The 13,933-nt window shown below is 40.0% G+C and carries 4 protein-coding genes; 1 reads left to right on the plus strand and 3 read right to left on the minus strand.

What is annotated here, in order from left to right; translation table 11 throughout:
* Positions 1-33: 33 nt before the first annotated feature.
* Positions 34-4,086, minus strand: a complete 4,053-nt coding sequence (locus tag D7322_RS26755) for a hybrid sensor histidine kinase/response regulator transcription factor (protein ID WP_121127234.1) — start codon at positions 4,084-4,086, stop codon at positions 34-36.
* 605 nt (positions 4,087-4,691) lie between these two features.
* On the opposite strand from D7322_RS26755, the gene D7322_RS26760 reads away from it, so the two are divergent.
* Positions 4,692-8,753 (plus strand): hybrid sensor histidine kinase/response regulator transcription factor, encoded by a 4,062-nt coding sequence (locus D7322_RS26760; RefSeq protein WP_121127235.1) that lies wholly within the window; start codon positions 4,692-4,694, stop codon positions 8,751-8,753.
* A gap of 70 nt (positions 8,754-8,823) precedes the next feature.
* Here the strand turns inward: D7322_RS26760 and D7322_RS26765 are convergent, their stop codons facing one another.
* Together D7322_RS26765 and D7322_RS26770 are read right to left on the minus strand one after the other, a co-directional pair.
* Positions 8,824-12,006: a glycoside hydrolase family 2 TIM barrel-domain containing protein gene (locus tag D7322_RS26765; protein WP_245971485.1), complete on the minus strand. Its 3,183-nt coding sequence runs from the start codon at positions 12,004-12,006 to the stop codon at positions 8,824-8,826.
* An 88-nt stretch (positions 12,007-12,094) separates the two neighbouring features.
* The gene (locus tag D7322_RS26770; protein WP_121127236.1) at positions 12,095-13,849 is read right to left on the minus strand and encodes a family 43 glycosylhydrolase; all 1,755 of its coding nucleotides are present in this window, start codon (positions 13,847-13,849) and stop codon (positions 12,095-12,097) included.
* Positions 13,850-13,933 lie beyond the last annotated feature (84 nt).

Genomic DNA, 13,933 nt, shown 5'->3' on the forward strand with positions numbered 1-13,933 from the left:
TCTTCTCTTTTGCATTTTAAATATCTCAGGTGATTAACCGATACTAGTAGGTACGCTTCCCAGATGACTGTAGCGCTTGCGGTATTCTGAGGGCGAACAACCAAAAATTTTGGAAAAATGCTGTCTAAAATGTTTGATATCTTTGAAACCAACTTGATAAGCGGTTTCATTAATATTAGTCTTGTTTTCTATAAGTAATTGCGCAGCCCGTCGCATCCGAATAGATCGGATAAATTCATTGGCAGATTTGCCTGAGATAGATTTTATCCGCCTATACATATTGGAATGACTCATCCCGAGCTCTTCGGCAAGCATCTTTACCGTAAAATTTTCATTCAACAAGTGCTTTTCAACCACGGCTATTGCCCGTTGCAAAAAATCTTTAAAAGCTGCCGGAACTTTATGGTCTTTGGACTGCAAGGTAATTTCACTATAAAAATAGGTATGTAATCTATTTTTATTTTCAATTAGACTTTCTACACGTGCCACGAGTAGCTCCCTGTCAAAAGGTTTGACGATATAGTCATCTGCACCAACTTCTATACCGTTTAATTTAACATCAAAAGACGAACTTGCTGTTAACAAGATAATAGGTACATGACTTCGCTTTATACTGCTCTTCATCTGTTTGCAGAGATCAATTCCGGAAGTTCCACTCATCATTACATCACTAATAACAATACTTGGTTCTAATTTCTCTAAAATGGCTGATGCCGTTTCGGCACTATTTGCTTTGACAACCTGATATTTGTCGGAAAAAATACGAGCAATATAATTTAGCATATCTTCACTGTCGTCGACGATCAATATTTTCTCCTGCAAATCATTTTCATACAATTCATCAAGTGCCTGACTTTGCACGGAATAAGTTGAAGCTGAAGGTTCGGGCTGCTCTCCTGCTACAGCACTACGATATCCAGTCGCCATTTGTTGTAATTCGACGCTGCCCACAATAGCTGATGAACTGACCTGGGTAATGGGTAATGAAATTGAAAAAGTTGCTCCAGCATGCGGATTCGCAAAATATTCCAAACTACCTTGATGCAGACTAATGAATTTTTTCACAAAAAACAGTCCGATGCCAAAACCATCAGCACCGTGATTAAATAAGCTAAAATTGCGTTTAAAAGGTTTAAATATTTCTTCCGTTAGCTGAGTTGGATAGCCCTGTCCCGAATCAATGATAGCACACCTTAGTTCCTGGTCTATACGACTCACTTTAATACAGACAGATCCGCCATTGGCCGTATATTTAAGTGCATTTTGAAGTAGATTGATAAAACAAATTTCCAATTTTTCATAATCTGCATTTAGGATTAATCTTTCAATATCAGTCTCAAATGTGTAACTGATATTTCGAGAATCGGCCAATTGCCTAAAAGAATCAAACGTCCCCCGTAAAACCTGTATGATATCAAATACTGTATAAGCAAGCTCATCAAAATTTCCATCGGATTTTCTAAACAAAAGAAGTTTATCCGCAAGGTTTAACAATCGCTTGGAATGATTGTAAACAGACAGTAGTTCCTCTGACTCGCCCATATTTTTTTTTGATTTGTTGACAATGTCTTTGATGGGATTTACAATGAGCGTCAATGGAGTCCTAATTTCATGGACGATATGGGTAAAAAATGCCAGCTTATCTTCGAGTAACTCGTGCTCTTTCTCCCGTTCAAATTCGGCCGTCTTTAATTTAAAAAGCAATAGATCCTTATTCTCCCGATACCTATTGTAAAGATAGAGGACCGCCACGAGCAGCAAAAGATACCCTATATATGCCCATATACTTCGATACCAAGGGGGCAAAACTTCCACGTCAATAATACGTTCTGCTTGATTCCATTGGCCATTCGCGTTACTCGACCGGATATGCAATTTATACTTGCCTTCCCTGAGATTCGAATAATAAGCAGTCCGCTGTTTATTGACGTAATTCCAATCTTTGTCCCAACCTTCCAAATAATAGGCGTAGTCGATCCTATCCGAAAAACTATAATCCAATGCTGCAAAAGAAAAGGATAAAATGGCCTTTTCATATGGTATTTTTAAGCTTTGAACAGCGTTCAAAGAGATTTGCTTATACGCTTCACTTTGCCCGTATGGCACATTCCCAATGCTCAATCGGGTCAATTTCAACGCGGGAAACCTGGCCTTAAAAAATATATCCTGCGGCCTGAATAAATTGAACCCACGGATACCACCAAAAACCAACAGATCGTCCCGTAATTTAATGGCAGCGTTGTAATTAAATTGATTGCTCTGGAGACCGTCTGACTGATAGAAGTTTTGAAATGTTTTTTTTTGTACATCCATTTTGGAGAGTCCATCAAGTGAAGACATCCAGATATTACCCTGTGCATCCTGTAAGCCATTCAACAAGGTATTGCTAACAAGGCCATCCTTTTCCGTATAGCGTCTATAGTTCATCGAGCTTAGATTCAGATGTAAAAGTCCTCCACCCTCTGTGCCTAGCCAAAGAAAACCACTTTCTGTTTGTTGGATAAAACGAATTGGGCTTCCAATGTGATAGCTATTGTATTTCATCGTACGCAAGTCTAGTCGGAATAAGGCGCTCCAAGATCCCATCCACAAAACAGCATCCTTGTCTTCAAAAAAAGTTAACACATCATTTATCGGCAAATTGAGGTGTTTAAACTGATCTGCGATGGTATCCAAGCAATAGACATTTCCACTGGCGAGTGTTGATGCCCAAAGCGTCCCCCTACTGTCTTTAAATAAACGCCATACAGCATTATTGACATATTGAGTGTTAGGATAATAACAGGGGTAATGTTTTGCCTGGCCAGTTTTGGTATTTAATTTGACAATTCCCGTATCATAACTACCAATCCACAACTGGTCATTTTGATATTGGATTAACGAGGTTATAAAAGCGGGTTTAAGATCCTTATGCGCTGAATAGGGATAATTGACCAAGCTACCTTTCGATATACTCCATTTGTATAATCCATCCCCATCGGTTCCGATCCATATATGATTTTGATCGGCTTGCTCGAACGATAAAATAAAGTCGGCAGTATTTACCTGTTGGCTACTGGGATTAATTTTAAATGTTTGGAACCTTCTTTTTGCAGGATCCACAATATTAACCCCACCTCTCAATGTACCAATCCAAAGCCGATCTTCCGCATCTTCCAATAAGGCAAAAACAGATCGACTGGTTAATTGCTGTTGATCAAATCCGATATCATACTCAAACGTTCGCGTAATGCTATTAAATTTCTGTATACCGCTGCCGTCTGTACATATCCAGAGCTTTTTGTCTTTTCCAAAATAAAGGTTAACGACAGCTTTTCTATAGGTATCGTAATTATAGTTCGTAAACGTGCCTGTTTTTATATGATAACAAATAATTTTTTGGTTGCTGGCAAACCAAATATCTCCTGTTGGTGCTACCGCCATCGTTGTCGACTGGAAATCAACTTTTTTTACGATTGAAAAAAGGTGTTTTTTACTATCGTAATAAGCCAAACCAACATGGTCTATGAATGCCCAAACTCCCGCATCAACTGCTTTGCAAATAGCAGAAACGCGATAATAGGGCAGCTGTTGGCCAGCGTATTGTAAGGGTATCTTCTGGGCGACACTTCCCGCTCTTGTTTCTTCAATTTTAAATAGTCCTTCAGATCCACCCTGTACAAACAATTGGCCGAGAATATCTTTCTCTATCTGATGGATCGGAAAATTTAGTGGCCTATTTCCTTTAGGTGAGTTCACCAAAACTTGCTCACACTGTGTGCGGTTGGGATCTATCACTGCTAGCCCACCTTTGGTTGCAACATATAGCTGTGCCGAAGAACTTTCGGCGACAGCTGTCACACGGTTGTCAGGGAGTGTATTTTTAGACAATGGATCGTTTTTAAAAACTTTAAATTCGTATCCATCGTAACGGTTCAAACCATTTGATGTGCCAAACCACATAAATCCCTCACTATCCTGAAAGATCGCAGTAACAAAATCATTTGAAAGCCCCTTATCAAGGCCCAAATAGACGATAGACGACTGACACCATACGACATGAAAAGGCCAAAATAATCCCAAAAGAATCAAGTAGAGATTTTTCATAAAAAGTTTATAATTGTGTTTATGACACTTAAATTACGAAAAGCCTCTCGATCAACAAACTGAAATGCAATATTTATTATCCAACGAAAGTATCCCCATTATGATCATTACGGCTATTCCATTTTAAAGTGCCTTTACATAACTTAAAAATACGTAAGCCAAAAGAAAGAAAAGTGTACATCAAGTCATATACGAACCATCGACCCACCACCAATAGTCCTGTTTATTGGAATGGATCTGATAAGTCCTACAAACAATAGACATAAGATAAAATTGATCCGCATATATTTAGATGTATCGTATTTTTTGATAAACTAGCACAAAAGCTACTTTAAGTTGGTTTGTACACTATTTTAATAGAGGCACTTATTATTTCATCCTGTTCTCTTTTTGCTTTATGAAGCAAAATTTTAGTCGTAAAGCAGCTCGCCTTAAATAAACGTACAATATACACTTATTTTAAAAAACAATCGTATCTTTAACCATATAATCTTCAAATTGACTTTTTCTGATCACAAAAGTCGTTTTCAAGATAATAACCTATGATAAGGAAGAATCGATAAATTATCTGATATCGGAAATACTATACTAACATAGCTGCTAACATGCCTAGTTTGAACAGTCTCCTATATTTTCGTCAGGCCTTGATCCTGATATTCGTTCTCATTCTTGTTCACACAAGCATGCTGACCAGTGCGCAATTTCCCAAGGAGATGAATAAAGGTTTATCGAATAGTTCGGTGAAATCTATATTTCAGGATAGTCAGGGCTATATGTGGTTTGGTACCTTCGACGGACTAAACAGATTCGACGGTTATGATATAAAAACCTATAGAAACCAGCTAAATAATGAAAATAGCATTCCGCATAATTATATCTATTGTATAGCAGAAGACCACAATAAAAAATTATGGATAGGAACTGGGCAAGGGATTGGAATCTACGACCGAAACTTTGACACCTTCACCCGTTTAAATTATATAGACCAAAAATCAAAACAGTCATATCATCTCAATGCTGACACGAAATCCATTCAAATTGATAGTGACAATAATATTTATATAGGCACAAACGGCTGGGGGCTATTTTACAAAAGTCATCAAGAAGCATATGCCATACAAATTGCTTTTAAAGATTATAAATCGAACCTATCCAACTTATACTACCATGTATCGGCCACGCATATTGACGCGACCGGCCGGGTATGGGTTTTTATAGAGGGAAGCGGTTTATATGCTTTCGATAAAAAAACACAGCAGTTGAATCTTGTATCAAAGGCTATTACGAGTGCAACCTGTATGGCTAGCACAAACAGCGGTGAACTCTTTATTGGTAATTACGAGGGATTATTTGTTTGGAAAATCAAAGAGCATATGCTTTCGTCCTTGTATCCACAGGAGCTTAAGTCAAGTCAGATCAACATGCTGACGCTGGAGGGGCAAAACAAACTTTGGTTAGCCACGCAAAACAATGGTATTTTTATTCTTAACCTATCTCATGGAAAAGCAGTAAACAAAAGTGATCTACAACCCGCACAATTTTTACTAAATAGCAAGACCATTTATATGGTTTACATAGACTCCCAACGTAAAATATGGATCGGCACTGGAAAGGGCGGTATTGAGACCATTGATAACAATGGCTATAAATTTAATTATTTACAGCAGAAACATTATGCGGGATTTAACTTAGCGCACAAATTTGTACGTTCTTTCGTAGAATATGATAACAAGATCTGGATTGGTACCGAAGGCAATGGCCTTTATGTATGGGATGACAAGACCAATCAGGTTCAATCTTTCCAAAAAGGGCCACAGCAATTGCCGGACAATACGGTAAACCATCTTTTGACCGGAAATCATGGAGACCTATGGATCGCAACTGAAAGGGGAATTGCGCGTTACGCAAAAGGTTCGGGGTTTAAATATTATGCTTGCAGGACAGCAAATGGGGTGCTAAATAACAGTGTACAGTTACTTTTTAAGGATCAGGATGCGAAGATCTGGGCAGCGACATTTTCTGAGGGAAGAGTATATACATATAATCCAACACGCGACCAATTTGAAGTATTCAGCGAAGACATCTATGATATCAATTGTATGATTGATGATCAGAGAGGTAATATATGGATGGGGAATTACAATGAGATCATACAGCTAAACAAGCAGACGCAAAAAAGCTCCAGGTATTTAATAGGAAAACCTGTTCGTGCCATTCAGCTCGGAAAAAATAACAGACTTTGGCTGGGAACAGAAGGAAAAGGGCTCTTGGCATTTGATAGCAAATCAAAAAAGATTGTCGAAAATTATTCCACAAATGAAGGTTTGAGTAACAATGCCGTACTTAATATTTTGGAAGATAAAACCGGAAAATTGTGGCTGAGTACCTTTAATGGGCTTTCGAAGTTCGACCCTTCTACTAAAAAATTTGTACGGTACGAAGAAACCGACGGACTTCAAAGCAACGAATTTTCCTATGGGGCCGCTCTTAAGCTCAAAAACGGCCATCTTCTTTTCGGAGGAAACAACGGTTTTAACATCTTTGACGCCGATAGCATTAAACTGAAAATTTATGAACCAGCCTTAGCTATCACAAGCCTTAAAATTAACAATAAAAAGATTGCCGACCTGAGCGACCGGGTCGATATTGGAAAAGATCATAGCATTCACAAATTGACGCTTCCCTACAATCAATCCACTTTTTCGTTGGAGTTCGCAGCCCTGGAGTTTGATTCCCCACAAAAGATAAAATACAGGTATCTATTGGAAGGACTAGACAAGGGATGGAACGATGCAGGGTCTACCCGATCAATAAATTACAACGGTCTGCATGAAGGAAATTATACCCTGCTTATTCAATCGACCGACTCGGAAGGCAATTGGACGAATAAACAGATTAAGCTCGATATTCAAATTCTTCCGCCTTGGTATAGAAGCTGGTGGGCCTACCTGCTTTACACGCTGGCTATTGTCTATATCGGACTATGGTATCTGCGCTATCGGAGAAGGCAAATCGCTTTAAATTACGAAATACAGCTTTCAAAATTTACCATTCAGAAAGAAAGAGAACTCAATGAGAAGAGGCACGCATTTTTCACGAATATTTCGCATGAATTTAGAACACCACTGACCTTAATTATTAATCCGATTAAAGATCTGCTAAAGACCAATAAAGAGTCCAAGGACAACGCTTCCCTTCAGGTTGTACATAGAAATGCCAAAAGACTGTTAAGTTTGGTAGACCAGCTGCTTATATTTAGAAAAACAGAGGACGGCGCCGAACAGCTCAAAACAAGTATTTTTGACTGCCAAAGCTTTATGAAAGAAATATTTCTATATTTCGCTGCTCAGGCAAAATTGCAAAATATAGATTATCAGTTTCTGGAAAATTCCGATCCGATTTATGTCAATGCCGACAAAGAAAAAATTGAGATCATCTTATGCAATCTCATATCAAATGCCTTTAAATTTACGCCCTCCAATGGTGCTATCCATATTGCCTTATCGCAACAGGGGCGGGAATTAACCATTCAGATCAAAGACTCGGGAAAAGGTATCCCCGAACATCTTGGCGATAGGATATTTGACAAATATTTTTCGGATCCACTTAATGGCCCCAAAAAACAAACAGGATTCGGGATTGGGATGTACCTTGTCAAAACTTTTGTTGAAATGCACGCCGGAACAATAAGTTACACGAGTTCAGCAACAGCGGGAACAACATTCGACCTCGTTTTGCCTATCTTAGCACAACAAACCCCAGCCGAAGAACCATTGGCAGATGTAGCGCTCCACAATGAGTCGGGGATTCAAATGCTATACGATTCACAAGTGGTGACGGAAACCGTTCCCTTATTCCCGACAGCTATAGCAAGCAAAAAATTCAGTGTCTTATTGGTCGACGACGATGCTGCTATCCGCAGCTATCTTACCGACATTTTTAAGGAAGAATACACGGTCTATAATGCCCATAATGGTGTTCAGGCACTCGATATGATCAAGGAAAAACAACCTGATCTGGTCATAAGTGATATTATCATGGAAGAGATGGATGGATTGTCACTTTGCAAAGCCGTAAAATCTAATGCTACGCTCAACCATATTCAAATCATCCTACTTACCTCAAGTACCTCTGATAGCACTAAATTGGCCGGAATTCAATATGGTGCCGATGATTATATCCATAAGCCATTTGATTCGGAAATATTGTTACTCCGGGTCAAAACATTACTGCAGAACAAGAAGAACCTTCAGGACTTTTTCTTTAATGCGATTACGCTACAGTCCAATGAGCTAAAGATACCGATCACAGACAAGCTGTTGATAGAACGGTGCATTGAGATTATTGAAGAGAACCTGTTGGAAGAACTGACTGTAATAAGTCTTGCCGAAAAAACAGGCATGAGTCATTCTTCACTCTATAAAAAAATTAAAACCATTTCAGGCAAATCGATCAATGAATTTATCAGGTCGGTACGACTCAAAAAAGCAGCAGAAATGCTCATACTGACAGATTCTAAAATTAATGAAGTAGCTAATTTAACAGGTTTCTACGATCAACGCTACTTTAGACAGCAGTTCAGCAAATTGTTTGGCCATACACCATCCGACTATGTCAAAAAGTACCGAAAAGCATTTCAGAATGAATTCCATGTCGATCGGCCTTAGTCTATGTCAAAAAATAAAATAAGCCCTGTACAGCAATTAAGAACGCTTTTTGCTGTACAGGACGCTATAATTATTCGACTGGTTTTATGATAAAGGAGAATGAATAATCTTTGTAAGGCAATGTATATTCATTCAGCGGCCATGCTCCCCAACTATTAATTCCACCCACGCCCATTTGTCTGAGGTCAATATTAAGTTGCGTTTGCTTTCTTTTAACAAGGTCAGCTGCATGACGTTGTTGTCGCTTGGCACCATCGTCCAAATCTTTGTCAAAATAATGCAAAGCGCTCATACTAAATGTTGAATCTGCCGTAAAGAACAAACCCCTACCTTGTTTATTTTTTATTTCCATCCATCTGATATCGGTCTTATTTCCTGTCTCCTGTGGCATTACATAGGGGAAATACTGTTGATCGACGGTCTGTTTATAAATTCCGACATGTGACGCAAAATTACGGTCGGTGTAGTTCTCCTGTGGTCCCCTACCGTAGTAATTAATCGCCTCAAAGCCAGATGGCATAATCCATTGCATACCAAAACGTGGCAGGACCGCAACTTTTTTTGTAGTGTCAGCAATGAAGGATTGGGAAATGCGCATTTCCCCCCGTTGATTAATGCAGTATTTCATTTCTAATTGCCCATATACCTGAGGCATCTGGTAAGTCGCATATACATAGGCCAGGCTATCGATTAATTCGGATCTAATTTCAAGCAGTTCAATCGAATCCGTAACCTGTTTCCAAGGTTTAAGTTTTTCCGGCGTATTTGCACCGAAATCGTTATCATTCGGCGCGCGCCAGAAATTAGTCTTAAATAGTGCTTGTTCATCCAAAAAATCCTGTCCTTTATAATGATATTTTACTAACCATCCTGATTTAAGGTCAAACTCCATCAGCAGCTGTTTTGCCGAGACAATCAGATTTCCATCTTTTCGCTCTGTCTTGATTTTACCCTGTGCCAAAATGGCTGTTTTAGGCTGAAAAGAGCCCCCCAGAGGTAACTGTTCAGTTGCAATAATATGCCCCATGGGAAGTAGGGCCTCGGCCTTTTTCAATCGGTAAGTCAGATTCAGAAATTTTTCCCCCGGTATATCTACTTTATACGGAATCGACAGTACAGCAGATTGTTGAGGCAACACATTCAAATGCTTGATGAAACCAGATTGCGTTCTTTTTCCGTCTACAATAAGCTCCCATTGAAGTTCAACATTTTCAAGTCCTGTAAAAAAACGTTCGTTGTAAACCTGTATCTTTTTCTCGTTCAATAAACTGCTATGGATATCTTGATATACTTTTTTCATTTCCCAGACATGCGGATAGGGTGTTCTATTGGCATAAAAAATTCCTTTGGAAGCATAATTCCAGTCCGTTATCGCTTCTTTAGGTTCATAATCTCCACCATAGGTATATACTGTATCGCCTTTAGCATTGGTTTTAACAAAACACTGGTCCACAAAGTCCCAGATATATCCGCCTTGAAATATTCCTTTGTTTGCCCGAATGATGTCCCAATAATCCTTAAAGTTTCCCAATGAATTCCCCATGGCATGTGCATACTCACATTGAATAAAGGGTCTTTGAGGCTTAGGGTTACGCGCTGCATAATTCTTCATTGCAGATGGACTTGCATACATCGGTACAATCAGATCCGTATTCCAGTCAAATCTTAATTCACCATAATTATTCACAGCCCTTTCGTATTGTACAGGGCGACTTTGGTCGAGCTCTTTCATCCGGAGGTAGGCCCGATAGAAATTATAACCATTTCCGGCTTCGTTGCCCATACTCCAAATAATTACGCTAGGATGATTCCGATCGCGCTGAATAAGGCGTTCAACACGGGCAACATGTGCTTTCTCCCAGGTCGGCCTATTGGCCATCGTATAGGACAGGTCATAACCCATGCCATGTGATTCGATATTAGCCTCATCAATTACATACAATCCATATTGGTCACAGAGCTGCAACCAATATTCGGCATTGGGATAGTGGCTGGTGCGGACAGCATTGATATTGAATTTTTTCATGAGCTGTACATCGCGCAACATACTTTCTTTCGAGATCACATGCCCAGTAACGGGATCTGTTTCGTGCCTGTTTATTCCCTTGATAAGTATGGGCTGTCCATTAACGAGCAACTGACCTTCTTTGATCTCAACCCTACGGAAGCCCACTCGCTGGGGAACGATCTCGCTGAGTTTGCCTTCAGGGTCTGTAAGTTTAACAGTCACCTGGTATAAATTTGGTATTTCGGCCGACCATAGTTCAGGATGGTCTATGGTCTGTTCAATATCCATTTCCTGTCCGTCGACTTTAACAGTTTCAATTGACACAAGCCGACCGTTTCTATGAAGTGTAACCTCTGCCATTAGATCCCCACGACTGGCCTGGTTAAAGATCAGCTTAGTTTTTAACTGTCCTTTATCAAAGGCATCATTGAGAGTTGGCGACAATTGAATATCACGTAGATGTACTGGTTGCCGAACCAGCAGATAACAGTCTCGCGTGATTCCACTAAGACGCCACATATCCTGATCCTCCAAATAATTTGCGATTCCCCATCGCATGACGCGCATTGTAATAAGATTTTTCCCTTTTCTCAAATATGCTGTTATGTCAAACTCGGATGGTAATTTGCTATCCTCCCCATACCCGACATATTGACCGTTTACCCAAACAGATAGATTCGATTTGGCTGCCCCAATATGCAGAATTACGGGTTTTCCCTGCCAATCCTCGGGAATGACTACCTCACGGCGATACACAGCCGTAGGGTTGAAATCCATCGGCACAATTGGTGGATTTGGTTTCCCGATTAAATAGGTAAATTCAAAACCTGAGGTAGTATACATCGGGAAACCGTATCCATTGAGTTCCCAGTTTGCAGGCACCTGAAAATAATCCCAATGACGATCGTCATAATTTAATGATTCAAAGTTAGCTGGTAGTTTTGAAGGGCTATTTACCCATTTAAATTTCCAGGAACCATTCAAACTTAAATACGCAGAGGATTCACGCCAATCGCTGTTGATGATCTGAGACGTATGCGGAAAGGTCACAAAATCTGTATGCATGGGCAGCCGATTTTCTTCGGTAATCGTTTCATCCAACCAAGGGATCCCTTTTCGGACAACAGTATCTTGCTGTTGCATTTTATTCCGCTCATAAGTCAAGGTAACACTGGATTGTGCATACCCGAAGGAGAAGACAAAACTATAGAGTAGAATAGGCAATAATTTATTCAGAGATTGCATTTTTTATTATTTATCGTTTAATAAATCATTTCAAAAAAGATTGATTTGTTTAGCTGAATCTAGGTTGAGTCCGGACTATATGGTCGAATTAGTGAAATACACTTAAGTCCCACTGATCCTTCCAATTTATCTGTACTTTTTCATTCTGGAGATCAACCGGAAGCCAGATATATCTGCTATCCATGAGATCTTTGGGATTCCAGCGGTCGGCCATAAAGATAAAAGCATCCTTTTTTCCTGCGACAGGCAGGATAAATGTCGATTGGCCACCATAAGTCAAAGCCGAATTTGGTCCTTGCATTGGATCCCCTAGGGATTTCCAAGGGCCAAAAAGATCTGTAGCAACATGAAGCTCTGCACGATTTGGAGCCCAGCCAGTGCATCCGCTGGTGATCAGATAATACTTATCTTTGTACTTGAATAAAGCTGGGGCTTCCCGATGATTCCGGAAGAGCAAGGAATCTTTCGCTGTCACATGCAGGTAATCATCGGTTAATTGAACCATACGTAAAGCATAATTTTCATCCGATGAATAAATTTGGTAAGCCTTGCCATCGGTGTCAACAAAAAGCCCCATATCGCGTGACATATTGTTATTAGGCCTGAAGCTATGAACAAAGTGAAAAGGCCCAAGCGGAGAGTCACTGATAGCGACAGCGGCTCTGGCTGCTGCATAGCCCTGCCCCTTCAACTCAAGATGGAACCACATGACATATTTCTTCAGCTGCTCGTGATAGATAACCTTTGGCCGCTCCATAATACAGCCCCAGGCAATATCGCTTGTAGAATCTGCACTAGGTGTGAGAGCCAATCCTTCAAACTTCCAGTTATACAAATCATTGGATGAGTACACATTGACTCCCTGAGATGTCGTTCCGCCACGTTTCTCACCGTACCAATAATATTTTCCATTTTGATGAAGTACGCCGCCGCCATGGGCATTGATTACATGACCGGATTGGTCTTTCCATATTTCCCCTGGCGTAAAACTATGCATCTCAGCATGTTCCTTTTTTTGATAAACCCGTACATAATCAATTTCATATTTTGCAGGAAGTAATTTATCAGTTATCTTGCCGCCATTTATTCCGCCGAGGGCCAAATTTAACAGGAGATAATGCGGTTGGGTAAATGGATTGAATCCGGTACCATCCCGGTTGGCCAATTGATCCATAGGAACGTGAAGCATTTCCATATCGTCCACATAAAGCGTAATAGCTTCTTCATCCCAAATCATTCGCCAGATATGGAACTGATCTGCCCAAGCCTTTCCGCCAAGATCTTTGACTGCTTTCGTCTTACCGAACCAATGTGCTTTCCACCGTTGGTCAGTGCCAGTTGCGATATTGGCTAATATATTGCCGCGGTAATATTCCATGATATCTATTTCACCATTGGATGGCCATTCTTTAGTGGTGCCTAATGTCCAGAATGCAGGCCAAAGGCCCTCACCAACTGGGATACGTGCCCGGATTTCAAAAATCCCGTATTTCCAGTGCTGCTTTCCTAAAGTATTTATCGAAGCCGAAGTATAGGTTATCTTTTTACGGCTGGCAATCCAATCAGAGCTGCCCTGAATAAAACCCGGATGATTACGTTGTTCTTTTTTTGCTTCAATAACCAACAGGCCATTACGACAGGAAGCGTTTTCCTTTTGATACCACTGCTCTTCCCGGTTACGTTTGAAACCTTCTTCGTAACTCCATTTAGTCGTGTCGGGTGCACCATTATAATCAAACTCATCCGACCATACCAATTTATACTGTGGTGGGACGGGCTGTTGACTATATGCGGCAAAACAACTTGACAGCAAACTAAGACAGACAGATAAAAGTTTTTTCATGATTTAGTTTAAGTTTCTTTGAGTTAACTGCTCGTGATGATCAGTAAACAAAAATATCCCCCTTTTCCTACGTAGTCAAGGGGG

The sequence above is a fragment of the Sphingobacterium puteale genome (assembly GCF_003627955.1).
GTDB classification, from domain to species: Bacteria; Bacteroidota; Bacteroidia; order Sphingobacteriales; family Sphingobacteriaceae; genus Sphingobacterium; species Sphingobacterium puteale.

Bases quoted from the DNA above. Each gene is read 5' to 3' on its own strand.
- D7322_RS26765 (WP_245971485.1), bottom strand. From the start codon at position 12,006: ATGCAATCTCTGAATAAATTATTGCCTATTCTACTCTATAGTTTTGTC.
- D7322_RS26770 (WP_121127236.1), bottom strand. From the start codon at position 13,849: ATGAAAAAACTTTTATCTGTCTGTCTTAGTTTGCTGTCAAGTTGTTTT.
- D7322_RS26760 (WP_121127235.1), top strand. From the start codon at position 4,692: ATGCCTAGTTTGAACAGTCTCCTATATTTTCGTCAGGCCTTGATCCTG.
- D7322_RS26755 (WP_121127234.1), bottom strand. From the start codon at position 4,086: ATGAAAAATCTCTACTTGATTCTTTTGGGATTATTTTGGCCTTTTCAT.